The sequence below is a fragment of the Prevotella sp. FD3004 genome (assembly GCF_000746155.1).
GTDB lineage: Bacteria > Bacteroidota > Bacteroidia > Bacteroidales > Bacteroidaceae > Prevotella.
Genome location: NZ_KN050819.1, coordinates 397,561 through 418,531, shown reverse-complemented (window position 1 = coordinate 418,531; position 20,971 = coordinate 397,561). Strand labels below are relative to the sequence as shown.

Genomic DNA, 20,971 nt, shown 5'->3' with positions numbered 1-20,971 from the left:
AGTTTTTAAGTTATTAATAGAATTCTGTCTGCAAAAATAAACAAATAAATTGAAAAACAATACTTTTTTACCAGAATTATTAAAAAAAACTATTTCCTTTTGCCATATCGAATATTTTTAGTACCTTTGCGCCCCAAATAGAATAAAGGTAAAAAGTAACAGATAAAATAGATGGCTAAACGATTTGCTGAGCATAACGGCCTGAATCTGACTCAGGTAAACAACGACATCCTTGAGATGTGGAGAGAGAAGAACGTGTTCTGGCGCTCTGTAGACGAGCGTGAGGGCTGTCCGCAGTTTGTATTCTTCGAGGGTCCTCCCTCGGCCAACGGACACCCCGGCATCCACCACGTGCTGGCTCGTACCATCAAAGACACCTTCAACCGCTATAAGACGATGAAGGGCTTCCAGGTGAAGCGTAAGGCTGGTTGGGATACCCACGGACTGCCTGTAGAGCTTGGCGTGGAGAAGGAACTTGGTATCACCAAGGCCGATATTGACAATAAGGCTTCAGAGAAGTACATCTCTACTGAAGACTATAATAAGAAGTGCCGCGAGAACGTGATGATGTTCACACAGGAGTGGCGCGACCTGACGGAGAAGATGGGTTACTTCGTTGACCTCGACAATCCGTATATCACTTACGACAACAAGTATATCGAGACGCTGTGGTGGCTGCTGCAGCAGTTCTACAAGAAGGGACTGCTCTACAAAGGCTATACCATCCAGCCGTATTCACCCGCTGCAGGTACGGGTCTGAGCTCGCATGAGCTGAACCAGCCCGGCTGCTATCGCGACGTGAAGGATACCACCGTTACCGCCCTCTTCAAGGCCCTCAATCCTAAAGAGGAGTGGACCAAGTGGGGTACGCCTTACTTCGTGGCCTGGACCACAACGCCCTGGACGCTGCCTTCTAACACTGCCCTCTGCGTAGGTCCGAAGATCGACTATGTGGCCGTGGAGACCTATAATGCCTATAATGGTGAGAAGATCACAATCATCCTGGCCGAGAGCCGACTGAATGCATATCTGGCTCCCGAGGGCAATATGACTGACGGCGAGGAGATGCCTGAATACAACAAGGGCGAGAAGTTCGTGCCTTATCGTATCATTGGTCACTATACTGGTGAGGAGCTGGTAGGACTGAAGTATCAGCAGCTGATGCCTTGGGTGAAGCCTTCGGCTAAACTCGACCAGAATGCGGCCGACTACGTGAAGGCATATGCTGCAGCCCATCCCGAGAAGGTATTTACCGGCGAGAACGGTAAGGACCAGTTTGTTGAGATGGAGAGCGAGGCTTTCCGCGTTATCCCTGGTGACTATGTGACAACAGAAGACGGTGCTGGTATCGTACATATCGCGCCTACCTTCGGTGCCGACGACGCCAAGGTGGCTAAGGATGCTCACATCCCAAGCCTCTTCCTTATAAATAAGAAAGGTGAGACCCGTCCGATGGTTGACCTGCAGGGTAAGTACTACGAGATTGCAGAACTGGATGACCAGTTTGTTGCAAAGTGCTTGGACACAAAGGCTTATGCTCATCACGCAGGCGACTTCGTGAAGAACGCCTATGCACCCGAGTTCAATAAGGATGGCAAGTACGACGAGCAGGCTGCAGCTAAGGCAGAGGATCTGAACATCGTGATCTGTATGGAGATGAAGCAGGAGGGTACTGCTCTTAAGATTGAGAAGCACGTACACAACTATCCTCACTGCTGGCGTACTGATAAGCCTGTGCTCTATTATCCACTTGATTCATGGTTCATCCGCTCTACTGCTAAGAAGGATCGTATGTTCGAGCTGAACAAGACTATCAACTGGCAGCCAGAGTCAACAGGTACAGGCCGCTTCGGCAACTGGTTGGAGAACCTGAACGACTGGAACCTCTCTCGTTCACGCTTCTGGGGAACTCCGCTTCCCATCTGGCGCGATGAGGATGGTAAGGAAATCTGCATCGGCAGTGTAGAGGAGCTCTACAACGAGATAGAGAAGGCTGTTAAGGCTGGCTTCATGCAGAGCAACCCATTGAAGGATAATGGTTTCGTTCCCGGCGACATGAGCAAGGAGAACTATGATAAGATCGACCTGCACCGTCCGTATGTAGATAACATCGTGCTGGTATCAGAGAGCGGTAAGCCTATGAAGCGCGAGACCGACCTGATTGACGTATGGTTCGACTCAGGTTCTATGCCTTACGCACAGATCCACTATCCATTCGAGAATAAGGACCTGATTGACAAGGGCATTGCCTTCCCTTGCGACTTCATCAACGAGGGTGTTGACCAGACCCGTGGCTGGTTCTTCACGCTGCACGCCATCGCTACCATGATCTTCGACTCGGTAGCCTTCAAGAATGTTATTTCTTCAGGTCTGGTGCTCGATGCCAAGGGTAATAAGATGTCGAAGCACGTGGGTAACGTAGTAAACCCATTCGATATGATTGGTAAGTACGGAAGTGATGCCGTACGTCTGTATATGATGACCAACTCAGAGCCTTGGGACAACCTGAAGTTCGACCCAGAGGGCGTTGACGAGGTGCGCCGTAAGTTCTTCGGCACCTTATATAATACATATAGCTTCTTTGCGCTGTATGCCAACGTAGACGGCTTCGATCCTGAGGCTGCTCAGGTAGACTTTGATAAGCGTCCTGAGATTGACCGTTGGATTCTCTCTTGTCTGAACACACTTATCAAGGGTGTTGAGAAAGAGCTCGACGGCTATGATCCCACACGCGCAGGCCGACTGATCGACACTTTCGTGAACGACGATCTGAGCAACTGGTTCGTTCGTCTGAACCGTAAGCGCTTCTGGGGTAAGGAGATGAGCGAGGATAAGCTCTCGGCTTATCAGACTCTCTATACCTGTCTTATGACAGTAGCCAAACTGTTGGCTCCGTTTGCGCCGTTCTATGCCGACCAGCTGTATAAGGATCTGGGTGGTGAACTCGACTCAGTACACCTCGATAAGTTCCCTGTTGCTGACGAGGCACAGATTGATAAGGATCTTGAGGCGCGCATGCAGATGGCCCAGAAGATTACCTCGATGGTACTGGCGCTTCGTCGTAAGGTGAACATCAAGGTGCGCCAGCCACTGCAGGCTATCATGATTCCTGCCGTCGACGAGGAACAGAAGAACCACATCGAAGCCGTGAAGGATCTGATCATGAACGAGGTGAACGTGAAGGAACTTCGCTTCGTAGAAGGAGCCGGCGTGCTGGTGAAGAAGGTGAAGTGTAACTTCCGTACTATGGGTAAGAAGTTCGGTAAGCTGATGAAGGGTGTGGCTGCGGCTATGGATCAGCTCTCACAGGAGCAGATTGCACAGCTGGAGCAGCAGGGCACCATCAGCATCGAGGTAGAGGGGCAGCAGCTGACCGTTGAAGCTGTAGACGTTGATATCATCAGCGAGGATATTCCTGGCTGGCTGGTAGCCAACGAGGGCAACTTGACCGTAGCTCTTGAAGTAGAACTGACCGACGAACTGAAGAACGAGGGTATGGCCCGCGAGCTGATCAACCGCATTCAGAACATCCGTAAGGAGAGTGGTCTGGAGATTACCGACCGCATCAGCGTAGTGCTGGCTCCGCAAGAGGATGTAGAGAAAGCCGTAAACGGCTTTGCAGACTATATAAAGACTCAGGTGCTGGCCGATACTATCAAGGTGGAAGCCAATGACGGTCAGGAGGTTGAGTTCGATGAGTTCAAGCTGAATATCAAGGTGACAAAACAATAATTAATATCAATAACAATAGCTAACATTCCGATAATTATGGCAGAGAAGACACGCTACAATGATGAAGAACTCGAGGAGTTCCGTCAGATTATCAATGACAAACTGGCTTTGGCCAAGCGCGACTATGACCAGATGATGCGAGTACTGACTAACCAGGACTCTAATGACGTGGACGACACATCACCTACCTACAAGGCATTGGAGGAGGGTAGTGTCACCCAGTCGAAAGAAGAACTGATATCAATGGCTGCACGTCAGCAGAAGTTTATCCAGGGACTGAAGGCTGCTCTGGTGCGTATAGAGAACAAGACTTACGGCATCGACCGTATCACAGGAAAGCTTATTCCCAAGGAGCGTCTTCGTGCTGTGCCCCACGCTACGCTGAGTGTAGAGTCAAAACTGAATCAGAAGAAGTGACCTTGAAACGTCCCTTTATCACTAAAGGATGGCTGGCGACACTGATAGTAGTCGCCATTCTCCTTATAGACCAGACTATTAAGATCTGGGTCAAGACATCGATGTCGCTCCATGAGAGTATTCATGTGTTCGACTGGTTCTACATCTCCTTCATAGAGAACAACGGTATGGCCTTCGGTATGCAGTTGGGCAGTAAGATTATACTGTCGGTATTCCGGGTTATCGCCATCGCTGCTCTGGGTTATTTCATCTGGTGTCAGGTTAAGAAGAATGCCCGTACGGGGTATATTGTATGCCTCGCTATGGTGCTGGCTGGAGCTGCAGGCAATCTGATTGACTGTATGTTCTATGGACTGATGTTCAACGAGTCGTCGCCTTACTACGTTTCTTATTTTGTTCCCTTTGGATCGGGCTATGCTCCTTTCCTGCTGGGTAAGGTGGTTGATATGTTCTATTTCCCGCTGATAGAGACGGAGTGGCCTATGTGGATGCCTTTCGTTGGGGGAGAACATTTTGTTTTCTTCAGTCCGGTTTTCAACTTTGCTGATGCCAGTATCAGTGTGAGCGTGGTATTGCTGATTCTTTTCTATCGTGAGGAAATCAGTAAGATATCGTTTTCAGAAATAGAGTCTGCAAAAGAAGAGAAGACGAAATGAAACGCGGAGGAAGACATCTGATGTTGCTGGTACTGGGAATGATCTTATTCTCAGCATGTAAACCCAGTGTACCGAAGGATGTTATCCAGCCAGACGATATGGAAGATATGCTCTATGACTATCATCTGTCGCAGAGTATGGCTCAGAGGGAAAGCGGTAATAGTGACTACACCCGCAGGTTGTATTTCGAGGCTGTACTGAAGAAGTACGGGGTGACGCAGGCAGAGTTCGACTCTTCGTTGGTATATTATTATACCAGAGCCGATCGCTTATCAGAAATCTATCAGCGAGTACAGAAACGTTTGAGTGACGATGCTGTTGTGCTGGGCGCATCAGTCAGTGAGGTGAATCGGTATAATACGCAGTCTCTTTCCGGTGATACGACTGATGTATGGGAAGGTGCTCGCTTCGCAATGCTGATGCCACACAGGCCCTACAATGTGATGCAGTTCTCCCAAAAAGCTGATACTTCCTATCATGCAGGAGACAGTTTCCTGATGACCTTTGGCTCTTCTTATCTCACGCAGAGTGGTAACAAAACGGCAACGTTGTATCTGGCTGTGACATACGATAACGACAGTACGGTGGCGCTGAATACGGTAGTGTCGTCGTATGGCAGCACTACGCTGAGAGTCTCACCATGTAAGGAGAGGGTGAAGAATATCAAGGGCTTCATACTGGTAGGGCAGCGTAAAGAGGGACAAACAACCGATAACATGTATCTGCTCTTCCTTGATCGCATTCAGTTGATCAGGTTCCATAATAAGATGGTTGACGAGCCGGTTGCAGTATCAACAACAGATAGTGTGAATACGGCAAAGCCCGAATCCGTAAAGGCTGATTCGGCCAAACTGCCTGTGCGACGTCGCTTAGGTGACCGCCCGCAGCCGACTATGAAGGCAGAACCTAACAGACCTAAATTGCAATTAAATAAACCAATAACTCGATAAGAATATGAATTTGAAAGTTCGTCTAGCAGTCATGAACTTCCTGGAGTTTGCAGCCTGGGGAGCTTACCTGACTTGTATGGGAGTTTATCTTGGTAATCTCGGCATGGGTGCCCATATCGGTGGCTACTTTGCCATGCAGGGTATAGTTTCAATCTTTATGCCCGCCCTGATGGGTATTGTCGCCGACAGATGGATACCTGCTCAGCGCCTGCTTGGACTTTGCCATCTGCTGGCCGGTATCTTCATGCTGGCATCTGCGTGGTATGGTCACGTAAATGGTACTGAATCTAAATATTTCGTACTTTTCTCGCTCTATAGCGTGAGTGTGGCATTCTATATGCCTACACTGGCCCTTACCAACTCGGTGGCTTATAATGCTCTGACGAAGGCTGGCATGGATACGGTGAAGGCCTTCCCGCCAATTCGTATCTTTGGTACTATCGGTTTCATTTGTACAATGTGGTTCGTTGACCTGACGGGATTCAACCAGACAGAGTATCAGTTTGTTACTTCAGGAGTGGTGAGTCTGGTGCTTTTCCTCTATTCATTTACGCTGCCAAAGTGTGAGGTGAATAAGTCTGAAGGTAAAAAGTCGTTCAGTGATGCTCTTGGCTTGCAGGCTTTCTCACTCTTCAAGCGTAAGGAAATGGCTATTTTCTTTATCTTCTCAGCCCTACTTGGCGCCAGTTTGCAGATTACTAACGGTTTTGCAACTCCATACATCCAGCACTTCGAGACTATGGCTGAATATGCTGGTTCGTTTGGTGTAGAACATGCAACGATTCTTTATTCTATCTCGCAGATCAGTGAGACGTTCTGCATATTGCTCATACCATTTTTCATGAAACGTTATGGTATTAAGCAGGTGATGCTGATTGCCATGTTTGCATGGGTGCTTCGTTTTGGATTCCTCGGCTTAGGAAATCCAGGCGCTGGCATCTGGCTCTTCATCCTCTCGATGATTATTTATGGTATGGCATTTGATTTCTTCAATATCTCTGGCTCATTGTATGTTGACAAGGCTACTGATCCTACAATGCGTTCCAGTGCACAAGGATTGTTTATCCTGATGACAAACGGTATCGGCGCAACCGTCGGTTCGGTAGCTGCCCAGCAGGTGGTAAACGTGTTTACTCATCAAGAGACGATGAATGGCGCTATTTATACCATCGGTAATTGGGGCGCTACTTGGTCTGCATTCTCAGTATACGCATTGATCGTAGGCGTTCTCTTCGCCCTCATCTTCCATCCCAAAAAAGAAATGAAGTAGGATCATGAAGGAAGCCAGATATTTCTATGTTCCTGATGCGGCCAACCAAACGGAACTGCCTGCCGAGGAAGCTATGCATGCCTTGCGTGTGCTTCGATTGAAAGGCGGTGATGAGATTTTCCTCATGGATGGAGTAGGGAATTTTTATCGGGCACAGGTCACTATAGCTGCAACACGCAACTGCTATTATGAAATTCTGGAGCAACTGCCTCAGGAGCGTCAATGGCAGGGAAAGGTACACCTGGCTATTGCACCAACGAAAATGCTCGACCGTATAGAATGGATGATTGAGAAAGCTACGGAGGTCGGTGTCGATGAAGTGTCGTTCTTGAACTGTCAGTTCTCTGAGCGTCGCCTCATGAAGACAACCAGACTCGACAAGATTGCAGTCTCTGCTGTCAAACAAAGCCATAAGGCGTGGAAGCCTATGCTAAACGAGATGGCGTCTTTCAAATCCTTCATTGCCCAACCTATTGAGGGACGTAAGTATATTGCCCATTGCTACGAGGAAGTGCCCCGATCTTATCTTTTTGATGAGTTGAGGAATTCATCAAATATAGAGGATGCTACAGTGTTGATTGGACCTGAAGGCGACTTCTCTATCGATGAGGTTAAGAAAGCCGTAGAAGCAGGATGGAAGTCGGTACACTTGGGAAAGAGCCGCTTGCGTACTGAAACGGCGGGCCTTACTGCTGTCATGATGATGCAGCTTGCAAAAGAATGAATCAATAACGATTAGAAAACTTAAAATATGACTGACGAGAAAATCATGTCAACCATCAAACCGGATGGTGAGTACTGGCAACCGGAAATTGAGACCATGCCAAGAGAGCAGCTGCAACAGCTGCAGGTGAAGAAACTCAAGGAGTCTATTAATGTCGCTTTAAAGTCGCCTTTTTATAAGAAACGTTTGGGCGAGTTAGGGATTACAGCAGACTCTATCAATTCGTTGGACGATCTGCGTAAGATCCCCTTCACCACAAAACAAGACCTTCGTGATAACTATCCTTTCGGATTGGTAGGCGGAGATATGGATGATGCCGTACGTATTCACTCAACAAGTGGTACCACAGGTAATCCTTGTGTCGTTATTTATTCTGAGCATGACATCTGTTCATGGGCCAATATGATTGCGCGTAACCTCTATATGGTGGGATGCCGTAAGAGCGATGTGTTCCAGAATTCATCAGGCTATGGCATGTTTACTGGTGGCTTGGGCTTCCAGTATGGGGCAGAATGGCTTGGGGCAATGACTGTTCCTGCTGCTGCGGGTAACTCTAAACGTCAGATAAAGTTTATTAAGGACTTTGGTACAACTTGTCTTCACGCCATTCCATCTTACGCCATCCGTTTGGCTGAGGTGTTCAAAGAAGAGGGTGTCGACCCCTCAACCACCAAGCTGCGCACCCTTTGTATTGGTGCCGAGCCCCATACCGAGGAGCAGCGCCGCCGCATCGAGCGTATGTTGGGCGTAAAAGCCTACAACTCGTTTGGTATGACCGAGATGAATGGTCCTGGTGTAGCCTTTGAATGTAAGTATCAGGAAGGTATGCATCTGTGGGAGGATAACTATATCGTAGAGATTGTCGACCCCGATACTCTCGAGCCTGTGCCCGATGGCCAGATGGGCGAGATGGTACTTACCACACTCGACCGTAATATGATGCCTATCCTGCGCTATCGTACTCGTGACCTGACCCGTATCATTGCCGAGCCTTGTAAGTGCGGACGCACACACCGTCGTATCGACCGTATCAAGGGACGTACTGACGATATGTTTATTATTAAGGGTGTGAACGTATTCCCCATGCAGGTAGAGAAGATTCTCGTTCAGTATCCCGGTCTGGGCAGTAATTATCTGATTACCCTTGAAACCATTGACGATAATGACGTGATGACAGTAGAGGTTGAACTCGATGGATTGGAGACTGATATCTATCCTGAGATGCAGAAGATGATGAAGGATATCCAGCGTGCTTTGAAAGATGAGATCCTGTTGACGCCTCAGGTGAAACTCGTTAAGAAGGGCTCGCTGCCTCAGAGTGAGGGTAAGGCTGTCCGCGTAAAAGACTTAAGACCCAGTAGAGGATGAAGAAGTTTCTGATGGCTTTTAGCTTTTGGCTTCTGGCCCTTAGCAGTGCATCTGCCCAAGACATGAAAATGCGTGATGTCTTCAGGCAGATGCCTGATTCTCTGATGCCTTATCTTACACATAACAACCGACTTGACTTCATTGACTTTCTTGATTCCAATATGAAGGCCGAAGTCAAGAATTTACTTGGTGGCACTAGTGAGATGACCTCGTTGGCGGATGACAGTTTGTCTATACGTATGAGTGAGACATCAAAGCTTGATCTGTTGCTCTTGCCTTTGCAGCAGCCTGTTGACAGCATGACGCAGGTTGTAGTCATGATAGAGACTTTTGTGGTTGATTCTATCTATGGCGAGAGCCAGATTCGCTATTATTCGCCTCAGTGGTTGCCGCTTCAGCATCAGCCAATGTTAAGTGAAGAACAAGGGAAAAGAATTAACGAACACACTTTGCAAAATATTCTAAAAAGAGACGACGAAGTACTGAACAAACGTTAAAATATCGGTACTTTTGTAATCTTTTTGGTACATACGTTAAGAATTATTCGTATCTTTGCAACTGTGTTTTTCATGGTATTAGATTATTAAGGTTAATTTAAGAATCATATTTATCGAGAGGTAAGTATCGGTTCGACCTCCATTAAAATGTTACAGGTGATTACTTGTAGAATTTTATGGTTAAAAAAAGGGGAACCTGAGAAGGTTCCCCTTTTACTTGTTATTATTCGGACATTCTTTAATAACTTCTTGCAATGATGACACGAGCCTTTGAAGGCTTTCCGCTTACCATATCGATACCCTCTGTCTGTTCTACGCCAAAAGGTACGCAACGGATAGTGGCCTGAGTCTCTTCCTTAATCTTTGCCTCGGTCTCTGCAGTACCGTCCCAATGGCAGAGGAAGAATCCACCGTCCTTTACCTTCTCCTTGAACTCCTCGTAGTTGTCACACTCGTAGATATGAGCATCACGATAAGCCTTAGCCTTCTCGAAGATGTTCTTCTGGATGTCCTCCAAAAGCTGCTCTACATATTCTACGATACCGTCAACTGGACGGGTTTCTTTTTCGAGAGTGTCACGACGCATAACCTCAATAGTGCCATTCTCCAAATCGCGAGCACCCATAACCAGACGAACGGGAACGCCCTTTAACTCGTAGTCGGCAAACTTGAAGCCTGGACGTTTGTTGTCTGCATCATCATACTTCACGGTGATACCAGCCTTACGAAGTTCCTCGATAACCGGAGTCAGGCGTTCTGTGATATGTACGAGATCGTCGCCCTTTGAGATAGGAACGATAACAACCTGAATTGGAGCGAGCTTCGGAGGCAGAACAAGTCCGTTGTCATCAGAGTGAGTCATGATGAGGGCGCCAATCAGTCGGGTAGATACTCCCCAAGAGGTTGCCCATACGTACTCTGGCTTATTATCCTTATTAAGGTATGTTACCTCGAAAGCCTTTGCGAAGTTCTGACCCAAGAAATGAGAGGTACCACTCTGAAGAGCCTTACCGTCTTGCATCATAGCCTCGATGGTATAGGTGTCAAGTGCACCCGCGAAACGCTCTGTCTCACTCTTCACACCTTGAACCACAGGTACAGCCATCCACTCTTCTGCAAACTTGGCATATACCTTCAGCATTTTCTGTGCTTCTGCCTCAGCCTCTTCGCGAGTTGCGTGAGCTGTATGGCCTTCCTGCCACAGGAATTCTGAGGTGCGCAGGAACGGACGAGTACGCATCTCCCAACGCATGACGTTACACCACTGATTACACATCAAAGGCAGGTCGCGCCAAGAGTGGATCCAGTTTTTATACGTATTCCAGATGATAGTCTCTGACGTCGGACGTACGATCAACTCTTCTTCGAGTTTAGCTGTTGGATCAACCTCAACGCCGCTCTTGTCCTCTTTGGCACGAAGACGATAGTGGGTTACTACAGCACACTCTTTGGCGAAGCCTTCTACGTGCTCAGCCTCACGGCTCAAGAACGATTTGGGAATGAGCAGAGGGAAGTATGCGTTCTGAGCACCTGTCTCCTTGAACATCTTATCCAGCTGCTGCTGCATCTTCTCCCAGATGGCGTAACCATAGGGCTTAATTACCATGCAGCCGCGAACAGCACTCTGCTCTGCAAGGTCGGCTTTCACTACAAGGTCGTTAAACCACTGACTGTAATTATCAGCTCTTTTTGTTAGTTCTTTTAATTCTTTTGCCATTGTTTTTTTCTATTTATCAAATTTGTGTGCAAAATTACATAAAAAATATGAAACTCGCATACATTATAATAAATTAATTACTATCTTTGCAAACAAAATAAACGTTTAACGATTAAAAACTGAAAGAAAAATGAAAAGTTTAAAGTCAATTTGCGTGGCACTGTGTGCTACTTTGGTTCTAGCAGGGTGTAACATGAGTAATACGGCTAAGGGTACGGCCATCGGTGCTGGTGGCGGTGCTGCGTTAGGCGCTATCGTCGGTGCTATTGCCGGTAACACGGCCATTGGTGCTGCTGTCGGTACTGCCGTAGGTGCTGGTGCTGGTGCTATCATTGGTAAGAAGATGGATAAGGCCAAGAAGGAGGCTGAGGCAATCCAGAATGCTCAGGTAGAGGAGGTTACTGATGCCAACGGACTTGAGGCTGTTAAGATGACTTTCGATTCTGGTATTCTCTTTGCTACAGGTAAGAGCGATTTGACTTCTGCTTCAAAGGCTTCACTTCTGCAGCTGGCTACCGTTCTGAAGAATAACAGTGAATGCGATGTAGCCATCCAGGGCTATACAGACAATCAGGGTTGGAAAGGCTCTACCGCTGAGCAGAGTGCAGTGAAGAATCAGGCTCTGTCTTTGGACCGTGCCACTTCTGTGTCTTCATACCTTCAGGCTTTGAGCGTTCCCGCCACTCAGATTAAGAGTGTACAGGGCTTTGGGCAGCAGAATCCTGTTGCCGACAATTCTACTAAGGAAGGTCAGGCTCAGAATCGTCGTGTAGAGGTTTATATGTATGCCTCTCAGCAGATGATTCAGGATGCTCAGCAGCAGGCTCAGTAACAATGCATATTATCCTAAAGAAAATTGGGGCCGTCATACGCTGGATTGTGGTAGCTTTTTTGGCTTCCACAATCCTTGCGGTGGTGGCACTTCGTTTTCTCCCTGTCTATTTCACTCCTTTGATGTTTATTCGTTGTTATGAACAAGTAAAGGAGGGCAAGGAGTTGAAACTATCTCATCATTGGGTTCCCCTTGAGAAAATTTCTCCCAATCTTCCTCGTGCAGTCATGGCTAGTGAAGACGCAAACTTCCTGTCACATCACGGTTTTGACTATAAAGCCATTGAACACGCGGCCAAGCGTAATCGTGAACATCCTGAAAAACGTAGGTTGGGTGCTTCAACCATTTCACAGCAAACAGCTAAGAATGTTTTTCTATGGCCTGGACGTTCTTGGGTGCGTAAAGGCTTCGAAGTGTATTTCACGTTTATGATTGAGCTCTTCTGGTCTAAGCAACGTATCATGGAAGTTTATTTGAATTCTATCGAGACGGGTGATGGTATCTATGGTGCTGACGCTGTGGCTGAGGAACATTTCCATACAGATGCTCTTAACCTGTCTAAGGCCCAGTGTGCCCTGATTGCAGCCACTCTTCCCAATCCCCGTAAGTTCTCCAGTAAGTCTCCTTCTTCCTATATGCTCAACCGCCAGGCTCGTATTCTGAGGGAGATGCGTTATGTGTCAGAACTTCCCAAATAACCAGGATAAATATCCTATGTGGCTTTGTGAAGGCTATTGTTTCGAGTCCTTCAGACGCCATCTTCCCACTAGTACAGACGGATTGCTCGTAATTATTTATGTATACCAGCCAGTTCCCAGAAAGCTACGGCTGCGGCAGCGGCTACGTTGAGGGAGTCGACATGGTGGTACATTGGTATGCGGACGGTATAATTTGCATTTCTGATGGTTTCGGATGGAAGTCCGTCGCCCTCGGTTCCCATAATGATGGCTAATTTTGACTGTTGCTTCAGAATGGGATCGGCGAGTGATATGGAGTTATCAGTAAGTGCCATGGCAGCAGTCTTGAATCCAAGAGCATGAAGTTGTGAATAATCATCAAGCCATGTCCATGGAACGAGGAATATCGTTCCCATTGATACACGTATTGCTCTGCGGTTCAGAGGGTCGCATGAACTTCGTGTTAGTAACACGGCATCGATGCCTAATGCTGCTGCGGAACGGAAAATCGCTCCTATGTTTGTGGTGTCGCAGACGGCATCAATGACACATACACGTTGGGTATCTCGTAATATTTCTTCAAGCGCAAGTTCTGGCTTGCGTTTCATGGCGCACAATACGCCACGAGTCAGTGTATAGCCTGTCAGTTCAGAAAGCATTTCGCGGCTTCCTGTGTAGATAGGCATATCGGGGTGGCCCTCTATGATATCCTTTGCATCGCCATCAATATGACGACGCTCGCAAAGTAATGCTATAGGCTGATAGCCGGCTTGCAAAGCTACACGTATTACTTTGGGACTCTCTGCAATAAAGATACCTTGTTGCTGGTTCAGGCGATTACGTAATTGCGCCTCAGTCATCGAGGTGAACAACTTGAGACGTTCGTCGTGTATCGATGAAATTTCGTAAATCATTCGGTATAAAACTTAATAAGACGAGTGAGGGCTTGTTGACAAACAAGACAGAACTCCGGTTCCTCATTAGTACGCATGCGGCAGTTCTCGAAGCCACGCCATACGCCATTGGTCAGATAGCCGCCACCTTCTATAAGATCTGCTTTTCCTTCTTTTACCAAGTTTTCCCATTTACCTACGAAATGTGCCTTCGTCGTCAGATTGGGCTCCCAGGGCTCTGTGTCTGCAAAATACATCGGGTCGTCGTTGCCATAGGCGTATTCGTCGCCTAGTCCTCCAAAAGAATGACCAAACTCGTGTACCACAACTGGCAGGAAGTGCTTGCCGCCTGTATAGCAGAGGTTATATGAATTGTATATACCGCCGCCCCCATAATGATCTGTATTTACGAGTATGATAATATGCTCGTAGGGAGTTCCTGCCAATATATCGTGCAGACGTTTTAGGTGCAGCGTTGTGAGATAGCGATCACTATAGAAAGTGTCGAAGTGAGAAGCCAGTGCCGTATTTTTCCATATACCTTTAGAAGGTTCGCTGGTGCCGCTCTCTTCTGATACCGACTTTACGGCCACGATGTTAAAGCGGTCTTGCATAGCCTTGAACGGCTCGTGACGGAATAGCGATTCTGATGCTTTCTTACAATCGTTTAGGAAATGCTCCATTTCATCAGCAGTATAGCCTTCAGCTACATAAGCAATATGTATGCAGTGATTGGTGTCAGCTGCCTGCTGCAGCGTTTCAAATGGTGTCACCGCTTCAGGTTTCTCTCCTGCCTTGCGTATGAGGATGTCATTTGGATCTACAGTGTGGTGCATGCTGCTGATTATCTTCCCATGGTAGTCGTATATTTCAATGGTAATCTCTACAGGAGTCTTAGGGTAGGGAATAAGAAACACGTTTTCAAATGATTTCTGGACGTGTTTGGCTTCATCGGTAGCCAGCCACTCCTGAAACAGACTAGAGAAAGAGTGACGATAGATTACGTTTCCGCTGTCTTTTGCTTTGACGATAATCTGGCCATTGCCAATGAGAGGCACTTCGGAAAGTCTTTCTCTGCGTCCATGCCAATGGGGTAGACTCACAAGTTCGTCTATGTATATCTGTTGTTGATTCACATCACCCGCAAAAATGTAATCCAAACGCAATGTGCGATCTTCAAAACAATCATCAAACTTCTGAGCTCTCGTACTAATGCATAGTAATAGTAATATGCTGAATATAAGTATTTTTTTCATAATTCATTTAATAAATCCTTTACATAATTTCTGTCCCAATCTCTTAAGTGATATCGTTCATCGTCATATGCTAACAAATCAAGGTCGATTGCCACTATACCATCCTCATTATGTGTTCTGCCTAATCGTTTCTCAACCTCTTTCAATACCTCTTCCAATAGATTGAAACTGAATGAAGTCTTAGCTTTACAGAGCTGATTGAGATATTGTTCCTGTCGGATAGAATGAATAGGCTCCGTCCAGATGGAGGAGGTGAAATATACCTCTTTAAGCAACTGTTTAAGCTGCTCTCTGGCTGCAACCATGTTGGCCTCTTGGTTATAGTTTGAGGCCAGACTGATGATGACTTGATGCTCTTTTTGATTCATAACGAATGCAAAATTACGAAAAAAAGTAAAAAGCAAGAAAACAATAAAGGAAAAAGTCATAAATATGGGGAAATCTTAGTAACTTTGCCGCTGTCTTTATAATATATATAGGTGGTTATGCAATCAGAAAAAGAAGAAAACTGATATGCAGACTTGACAATATGAAAGAAAAAAGAATATTTTCGTGAATTTCTGCTCAAATATTTGGTAGATTGAAATAAAAAGTGTAATTTCGCAGCGTTTTTCAAAAGCAAGGATATAAACCATTATTAAAATAACAATCAAAATGAAGAAGTACAACTTTAACGCCGGTCCCTCGATGCTTCCTCGCGAGGTGATTGAGAAGACCGCTCAACAGTGTCTTGATTTCAACGGTTCAGGTCTCTCACTGATGGAGATCAGCCATCGTGCAAAGGACTTTCAGCCTGTAGTTGACGAGGCTGTAGCTCTCGTAAAGGAACTCCTTAACGTTCCCGAGGGTTACTCCGTGATTTTCCTTGGTGGTGGTGCCAGTCTGGAGTTCTGTATGATTCCTTATAACTTCCTGATTAAGAAGGCTGCTTACCTGAACACCGGTGTTTGGGCTAAGAAGGCTATGAAGGAAGCAAAGCTTTTCGGTGAGGTAGTAGAGGTGGCTTCTTCTGCTGATGCCAACTATACCTTCATCCCTAAGGATTGGACTGTTCCCGCTGATGCTGACTATCTGCACATCACAACAAATAATACTATCTATGGTACTGAGATTCGTAAGGACCTTGACGTTCCCGTTCGTCTGATTGCCGATATGTCATCTGATATCTTCAGCCGTCCTATCGACGTTGCTAAGTACGATGCTATCTACGCTGGTGCTCAGAAGAACTTGGCTATGGCTGGTGTTACAATCGTGATTGTTAAGGACGATGCTCTGGGTAAGGCTCCACGTGAGATTCCTACCATGCTCGATTATCGTACACACGTAGATAAGGGTTCTATGTTCAATACTCCTCCTGTAGTTCCTATCTACAGCGCTCTCGAGAACCTGCGCTGGATTAAGGCCCAGGGTGGTGTAGAGGCTATGGATAAGTTGGCTCAGCAGCGTGCCGAGATTGTTTACGGTGAGATCGACCGCAACAAGATGTTCAAGGGTACAGCTCAGGCCGAGGATCGTTCGCTGATGAACATCTGCTTCGTTATGGCCGACGAGTACAAGGAGTTGGAGAAGGACTTCCTCGACTTCGCAGTATCAAAGGGTATGGTAGGTGTTAAGGGTCACCGCTCAGTTGGTGGTTTCCGTGCATCTTGCTACAACGCCCAGACTATCGAAGGTGTTAACGCCCTCGTAGCTTGCATGAAGGAGTTCGAAGCTAATCATTAATTAAGAATTAGGCACGGATTACGCGGATTAACACGGATTAATAAAAAACAGTGTGAATCCGTGTAATCCGTGCCAAAATTAAAATAAAAATAACTATGAAAGTATTAGTTGCAACAGAGAAGCCATTTGCAGCTGCTGCTGTTAATGGTATTAAGGCAGAAATTGAGGCAGCCGGCAATGAGCTGGTACTGCTCGAGAAATATACAGAAAAGGCTCAGTTCCTGGCAGCCGTTGCTGATGCCGACGCACTGATTATCCGTAGCGATAAGGTTGACGCTGAGGTACTCGATGCTGCTAAGCAGCTGAAGATCGTGGTTCGTGCCGGTGCTGGTTACGACAACATCGACCTCGCTGCTGCTACAGCTCACAACGTAGTAGCCGAGAACACACCTGGTCAGAACTCAAACGCTGTAGCCGAGTTGGTATTCGGTCTGCTGGTGATGGCTGTTCGTGGTTTCTACAACGGTAAGAGCGGTTCAGAACTGCTGGGTAAGAAGCTTGGTATCCTGGCTTTCGGTAATGTAGGTCGCAATGTGGCTCGCATCGCCAAGGGCTTCGGTATGGACGTTTACGCTTATGATGCTTTCTGCCCAGCAGAGGTTATCGAGGCTGCTGGCGTACATGCTGTTTGCTGTCAGGAGAAACTGTTCGAGACTTGTGATGTTGTATCACTCCATATCCCTGCTACTCCTGAGACCAAGCAGAGCATTAACGCTGCTTTGGTTGGCAAGATGAAGAAGGGTGGTGTACTGGTTAACACAGCCCGTAAGGAAGTTATCAACGAGCCCGAGCTGATTAAGTTGATGGCTGAGCGCGAAGACCTGAAGTTCGTTACCGACATCATGCCCGATGCCAACGACGAGTTCGCTAAGTTCGAGGGTCGTTACTTCTCAACTCCTAAGAAGATGGGTGCTCAGACAGCCGAGGCCAACATCAATGCTGGTATTGCTGCTGCCAAGCAGATCAACGCTTTCTTCAAGGATGGCGACACCAAGTTCCAGGTGAACAAATAAATTCTGAAATCAGATAGAAAAAGAAATCCCTCTCCAAATCGGAGAGGGATTCTTTTTTATTTAACTATAAACTTTTTGCCGTTTTGTATATAGATACCTTTTTGGGGTTTGGTAATGCGCTGGCCCTGAAGGTTATAGATGGCACCATCAATATGGGATTCGTTGAAGTGAATGCTTTGGATAGCTGAAGTTTTTGGTGTTGACTCGGAAGTAACGCTGCATCCCCAACCAACAGAGACAGCCCCGGAAACTTCAGTACCATCGGTCTTGATCAGCTTAGCGTCGTTCACCTTGGCTGTCAATGCTGTTCCTTCAAGCGCCTGGAGTGTGATACGCAGTACAGTTGATCCTAGCACAGAGGCATCAAAGTCGAGTGTCGATGTATTAGAACCTGCAGTCAGAGGGATGTATTGCTCCTTGAACTTATCACTGCCATCGGTATTCTTTCCATCTTTGTCACCATAAACCTTAATCTGCAACTTTCCGGAATAGTCATTATCCATCTCTATGCGAACTCCTTTATATTCAGTTAATTTGAGTGTGGATGTACTATTCCAGTCGCCATAGAGAAACAATTCTCCCCACTGACTATTGTAGTTTACCGTATATACGGTCTGAAAGTCGCTGGCTGTGGGATACTTATAACCGTCGGTACTGCCATAGTATGCCTTGATAAGGGTCTGTGCAAGGTCAGCCTGATTGAAGGCTGGTAAATTACGGTTCAAACCATCCGAGAGGCCCATCCAGTAGAAAGTGCCGATGCCTGCTTCTTTTGTCTTCTTGATGAAATAGTCCATGGCGTAGAGGGCTACCTTACGATCAGTAGTGTAATAATCGAGGTCAGCAGGCCATGTGGTAAAGGTGGCATATTCTCCGATGATTACAGGAGCTCTGTTCAACAGATTCGATTTGATATTACTAATCAGGTTGTCGATTTCACTCTTGGCGTTACTTTCACTCTTCCAGTTAGGATAGCTGTGCAGCTGGAAAACGATGTGTCCTGTTTCTTCGGGCAGATCCAGATTTTTCATAGCGTCGGCAGTGCTGCTGGCAGAGTAGGTGTTAACCACCAAGTTACGATCCTTATTATTGCCTCCAGTATTACGAACGGTGGTTACGAAACTCTTGGCATAATCGTTGATAGCCTTATAGCCATCCGTCTTGTCAGCAGGCTCGTTCCAATTGCTTTTCTCATCAAGCATTTCGTTGTAAGCCTCAAAAAGCAGTTTCTGGTCGTAATCCTTGAATGTCTCGGCAATCTGTTTCCATAGATATTCGTACTTCTCCTTGTTGGAAGTGTAGCTATTATTCGAAGCTTTCAGCCACGACTTGAAAGTGTTGCTATCGGCACCGGTATCGTGATGTACATTCAGTATACAGTACATGCCGTTGTCTATCACGTAGTCAACTACTTCCTTTACGCGGTTCATCCATGCTTCGTTCACTTTCCCGTTGCTGTCCATTTCCTGATACCAGGTAACGGGCACACGGATGGCACCAAAGCCTGCGTCTTTCATCATCTTCATCAACTCTGGTTTCGTTACGGGTTGTCCCCAGCAAGTTTCATGCTGACTTGTGCTGGTCCATGTTTTCGACATGTCGTTGGCATCAAGAGTATTACCTAGATTCCAACCCACGCCCATGTTCTTGACGGCGTCTTTTGCGGTTTCAAACTCGGCAGCCTGAATCTGTGTGCAGAACGTCAGGAGCAGCCCTAGGATAGGAGTAAATATTTTCTTCATATTGATTTGGTTTATAATTCTGCTGGCAAATATACTGCTATTTTCTGAGGTAACCAAGTTTAAAGATAAATATCTACAGAAAGATTTTGAAAATCCGAAGATTTTGCGTAATTTTGCACCACTGAAATTATACATTACTTATAATCAATATGGCAACAATTAAACCATTTAAAGGTATTCGACCACCAAAAGATCTGGTCGAGAAAGTAGAATCACGTCCATACGACGTACTCGATTCTGAAGAAGCTCGCGCCGAAGCTGGCGATAACGAGATGAGTTTGTATCACATCATCAAGCCCGAGATTGACTTCCCTGTAGGCACATCGGAGTACGATCCACGTGTGTACGAGAAGGCTGCTGAGAACTTCCAGAAGTTCCAAGACAAGGGCTGGCTGGTTCAGGATACGCGCGATCATTATTATATTTATGCGCAGACTATGAACGGTAAGACTCAGTACGGACTGGTGGTTGGTGCCTATGTAGACGATTACATGAAGGGCAATATCAAGAAGCACGAGCTTACCCGCCGTGATAAGGAGGAAGACCGTATGAAGCATGTTCGTGTGAATAATGCCAACATCGAGCCTGTATTCTTTGCCTATCCCGACAATGCAACCCTCGATCAGCTCATCATGCGTTATGCCGCTACTGAGCCCGAGTATGATTTCATAGCCCCTATTGACGGTTTCCGCCATCAGTTCTGGGTTATCAGTGATGATAAAGACATGCAGACCATCACCGATGAGTTTGCTAAGATGCCGTCACTCTATATTGCCGATGGTCATCATCGTTCGGCTGCTGCTGCTCTTGTCGGAGCAGAAAAGCAGAAGCAGAACCCCAACCACAATGGCACCGAGGAATATAACTACTTCATGGCTGTTTGTTTCCAGGCTTCACAGCTTACGATTCTTGATTACAACCGTGTTGTTAAAGACCTCAATGGGATGTCGTCTGAGGAGTTCTTGGCTGCCCTTCAGGTGAACTTCGAGGTTGAGGATAAAGGAACTGAGATTTATAAGCCACAGGAGTTGCATGAGTTCTCACTCTATCTTGATGAGCATTGGTATAGTCTTAAGGCTAAACAGGGTACTTACGATAACAATGATCCTATTGGTGTGCTTGATGTTGACATCTCGAGTCGTCTGATTCTCGATGAGATTTTAAATATCGGTGATTTGCGTTCATCTCAGCGTATTGACTTCGTTGGTGGACTTCGCGGACTCGGTGAGTTAAAGCGCCGTGTAGACTCTGGCGAGATGCGTGCTGCTTTGGCGCTTTATCCCGTATCTATGCAACAGATTATGGACATTGCCGACAGTGGTAAGATTATGCCTCCCAAGGCTACATGGTTCGAGCCAAAACTCCGTTCAGGCTTGGTTATCCACAAACTCTGCTAATTTTTTATTATTGTATTTATATAGCCGTTCTGTTATAGAACGGCTTTTTTGTTTAACATGTATTTTTTAGTATAAAAAACTTGCATATTTCGGAAATAGTGCTTATAT

At 46.5% G+C, this 20,971-nt stretch carries 18 protein-coding genes; 13 read left to right on the top strand and 5 right to left on the bottom strand.

The annotated features are described in order from the left end of the window. The first annotated feature begins 171 nt into the window (after nucleotides 1-171). From ileS to T325_RS08755, 8 genes are read left to right on the top strand one after another with little or no spacing between them, the layout of a single operon-like run. Entirely contained in the window at nucleotides 172-3,732 is a 3,561-nt protein-coding gene (gene ileS, locus T325_RS08790; protein WP_036912554.1) for an isoleucine--tRNA ligase, read from the top strand. Between the two features lie 36 nt (nucleotides 3,733-3,768). Next, nucleotides 3,769-4,149, top strand: a complete 381-nt coding sequence (locus T325_RS08785) for a TraR/DksA family transcriptional regulator (protein WP_036912551.1) — start codon at nucleotides 3,769-3,771, stop codon at nucleotides 4,147-4,149. Then, the gene (locus T325_RS08780; RefSeq protein ID WP_231622216.1) at nucleotides 4,146-4,805 is read left to right on the top strand and encodes a lipoprotein signal peptidase; all 660 of its coding nucleotides are present in this window, start codon (nucleotides 4,146-4,148) and stop codon (nucleotides 4,803-4,805) included. The genes T325_RS08785 and T325_RS08780 overlap by 4 nt, the downstream gene beginning before the upstream one ends. Next, nucleotides 4,802-5,755: a DUF4296 domain-containing protein gene (locus tag T325_RS08775; RefSeq protein WP_051949822.1), complete on the top strand. Its 954-nt coding sequence runs from the start codon at nucleotides 4,802-4,804 to the stop codon at nucleotides 5,753-5,755. Before T325_RS08780 ends, T325_RS08775 begins: the two co-directional genes overlap by 4 nt. Before the next feature lie 4 nt (nucleotides 5,756-5,759). Next, complete coding sequence (locus T325_RS08770; protein WP_036912548.1) at nucleotides 5,760-7,025, top strand: MFS transporter; 1,266 nt, start codon at nucleotides 5,760-5,762, stop codon at nucleotides 7,023-7,025. A 4-nt stretch (nucleotides 7,026-7,029) separates the two neighbouring features. Beyond that, a complete protein-coding gene (locus T325_RS08765) occupies nucleotides 7,030-7,749 on the top strand; it encodes a 16S rRNA (uracil(1498)-N(3))-methyltransferase (protein WP_036912546.1) in 720 nt (239 codons plus the stop codon). A 45-nt stretch (nucleotides 7,750-7,794) separates the two neighbouring features. After that, nucleotides 7,795-9,117 carry a phenylacetate--CoA ligase family protein gene (locus T325_RS08760; protein WP_036913636.1) on the top strand — a complete coding sequence of 441 codons (1,323 nt, stop codon included), beginning with the start codon at nucleotides 7,795-7,797 and terminating at the stop codon, nucleotides 9,115-9,117. Then, nucleotides 9,114-9,614, top strand: coding sequence for a DUF3256 family protein (locus T325_RS08755; RefSeq protein ID WP_051949820.1), 501 nt, complete (start codon nucleotides 9,114-9,116; stop codon nucleotides 9,612-9,614). The genes T325_RS08760 and T325_RS08755 overlap by 4 nt, the downstream gene beginning before the upstream one ends. 238 nt (nucleotides 9,615-9,852) lie before the next feature. On the opposite strand, the gene proS is transcribed toward T325_RS08755, so the two are convergent. Continuing rightward, a complete protein-coding gene (gene proS / locus T325_RS08750; RefSeq protein ID WP_036912545.1) occupies nucleotides 9,853-11,331 on the bottom strand; it encodes a proline--tRNA ligase in 1,479 nt (492 codons plus the stop codon). Nucleotides 11,332-11,461: 130 nt separating this feature from the next. On the opposite strand from proS, the gene T325_RS08745 reads away from it, so the two are divergent. Together T325_RS08745 and mtgA are read left to right on the top strand one after the other, a co-directional pair. After that, entirely contained in the window at nucleotides 11,462-12,163 is a 702-nt protein-coding gene (locus tag T325_RS08745) for a YiaD family glycine zipper/OmpA-like lipoprotein (RefSeq protein ID WP_036912543.1), read from the top strand. A gap of 2 nt (nucleotides 12,164-12,165) precedes the next feature. Further along, nucleotides 12,166-12,861, top strand: coding sequence for a monofunctional biosynthetic peptidoglycan transglycosylase (mtgA, locus tag T325_RS08740; protein WP_036913630.1), 696 nt, complete (start codon nucleotides 12,166-12,168; stop codon nucleotides 12,859-12,861). Nucleotides 12,862-12,953: 92 nt separating this feature from the next. Here the strand turns inward: mtgA and T325_RS08735 are convergent, their stop codons facing one another. The 3 genes from T325_RS08735 to T325_RS08725 are packed head-to-tail and all read right to left on the bottom strand — an operon-like array spanning nucleotide 12,954 to nucleotide 15,357. Then, nucleotides 12,954-13,754, bottom strand: coding sequence for a TrmH family RNA methyltransferase (locus T325_RS08735; protein ID WP_036912541.1), 801 nt, complete (start codon nucleotides 13,752-13,754; stop codon nucleotides 12,954-12,956). After that, nucleotides 13,751-14,989 carry a M64 family metallopeptidase gene (locus tag T325_RS08730; RefSeq protein WP_036912538.1) on the bottom strand — a complete coding sequence of 413 codons (1,239 nt, stop codon included), beginning with the start codon at nucleotides 14,987-14,989 and terminating at the stop codon, nucleotides 13,751-13,753. The genes T325_RS08735 and T325_RS08730 overlap by 4 nt, the downstream gene beginning before the upstream one ends. Further along, on the bottom strand, nucleotides 14,986-15,357 hold the full coding sequence (locus tag T325_RS08725; RefSeq protein ID WP_051949818.1) for a 2-amino-4-hydroxy-6-hydroxymethyldihydropteridine diphosphokinase: 372 nt from the start codon (nucleotides 15,355-15,357) through the stop codon (nucleotides 14,986-14,988). The genes T325_RS08730 and T325_RS08725 overlap by 4 nt, the downstream gene beginning before the upstream one ends. A 286-nt stretch (nucleotides 15,358-15,643) precedes the next feature. Here T325_RS08725 and serC point away from each other — a divergent pair, with 286 nt between their 5' ends. Both serC and T325_RS08715 read left to right on the top strand, forming a co-directional pair. Then, entirely contained in the window at nucleotides 15,644-16,711 is a 1,068-nt protein-coding gene (gene serC / locus T325_RS08720) for a 3-phosphoserine/phosphohydroxythreonine transaminase (protein ID WP_036912535.1), read from the top strand. Between the two features lie 95 nt (nucleotides 16,712-16,806). Next, nucleotides 16,807-17,724 carry an NAD(P)-dependent oxidoreductase gene (locus T325_RS08715; protein WP_013065456.1) on the top strand — a complete coding sequence of 306 codons (918 nt, stop codon included), beginning with the start codon at nucleotides 16,807-16,809 and terminating at the stop codon, nucleotides 17,722-17,724. A gap of 56 nt (nucleotides 17,725-17,780) precedes the next feature. On the opposite strand, the gene T325_RS12440 is transcribed toward T325_RS08715, so the two are convergent. Further along, the gene (locus tag T325_RS12440; protein WP_051949816.1) at nucleotides 17,781-19,466 is read right to left on the bottom strand and encodes a glycoside hydrolase family 5 protein; all 1,686 of its coding nucleotides are present in this window, start codon (nucleotides 19,464-19,466) and stop codon (nucleotides 17,781-17,783) included. A 149-nt stretch (nucleotides 19,467-19,615) separates the two neighbouring features. On the opposite strand from T325_RS12440, the gene T325_RS08705 reads away from it, so the two are divergent. Then, nucleotides 19,616-20,863 (top strand): DUF1015 domain-containing protein, encoded by a 1,248-nt coding sequence (locus tag T325_RS08705; protein ID WP_036912532.1) that lies wholly within the window; start codon nucleotides 19,616-19,618, stop codon nucleotides 20,861-20,863. Nucleotides 20,864-20,971 lie beyond the last annotated feature (108 nt).

Excerpts from the sequence above, each read along its gene's own strand:
- ileS (WP_036912554.1), top strand. The coding sequence starts at position 172 with ATGGCTAAACGATTTGCTGAGCATAACGGCCTGAATCTGACTCAGGTA.
- T325_RS08785 (WP_036912551.1), top strand. The coding sequence starts at position 3,769 with ATGGCAGAGAAGACACGCTACAATGATGAAGAACTCGAGGAGTTCCGT.
- T325_RS08775 (WP_051949822.1), top strand. The coding sequence starts at position 4,802 with ATGAAACGCGGAGGAAGACATCTGATGTTGCTGGTACTGGGAATGATC.
- T325_RS08770 (WP_036912548.1), top strand. The coding sequence starts at position 5,760 with ATGAATTTGAAAGTTCGTCTAGCAGTCATGAACTTCCTGGAGTTTGCA.
- T325_RS08765 (WP_036912546.1), top strand. The coding sequence starts at position 7,030 with ATGAAGGAAGCCAGATATTTCTATGTTCCTGATGCGGCCAACCAAACG.
- T325_RS08760 (WP_036913636.1), top strand. The coding sequence starts at position 7,795 with ATGTCAACCATCAAACCGGATGGTGAGTACTGGCAACCGGAAATTGAG.
- T325_RS08755 (WP_051949820.1), top strand. The coding sequence starts at position 9,114 with ATGAAGAAGTTTCTGATGGCTTTTAGCTTTTGGCTTCTGGCCCTTAGC.
- proS (WP_036912545.1), bottom strand. The coding sequence starts at position 11,331 with ATGGCAAAAGAATTAAAAGAACTAACAAAAAGAGCTGATAATTACAGT.
- T325_RS08745 (WP_036912543.1), top strand. The coding sequence starts at position 11,462 with ATGAAAAGTTTAAAGTCAATTTGCGTGGCACTGTGTGCTACTTTGGTT.
- mtgA (WP_036913630.1), top strand. The coding sequence starts at position 12,166 with ATGCATATTATCCTAAAGAAAATTGGGGCCGTCATACGCTGGATTGTG.
- T325_RS08735 (WP_036912541.1), bottom strand. The coding sequence starts at position 13,754 with ATGATTTACGAAATTTCATCGATACACGACGAACGTCTCAAGTTGTTC.
- T325_RS08730 (WP_036912538.1), bottom strand. The coding sequence starts at position 14,989 with ATGAAAAAAATACTTATATTCAGCATATTACTATTACTATGCATTAGT.
- T325_RS08725 (WP_051949818.1), bottom strand. The coding sequence starts at position 15,357 with ATGAATCAAAAAGAGCATCAAGTCATCATCAGTCTGGCCTCAAACTAT.
- serC (WP_036912535.1), top strand. The coding sequence starts at position 15,644 with ATGAAGAAGTACAACTTTAACGCCGGTCCCTCGATGCTTCCTCGCGAG.
- T325_RS08715 (WP_013065456.1), top strand. The coding sequence starts at position 16,807 with ATGAAAGTATTAGTTGCAACAGAGAAGCCATTTGCAGCTGCTGCTGTT.
- T325_RS12440 (WP_051949816.1), bottom strand. The coding sequence starts at position 19,466 with ATGAAGAAAATATTTACTCCTATCCTAGGGCTGCTCCTGACGTTCTGC.
- T325_RS08705 (WP_036912532.1), top strand. The coding sequence starts at position 19,616 with ATGGCAACAATTAAACCATTTAAAGGTATTCGACCACCAAAAGATCTG.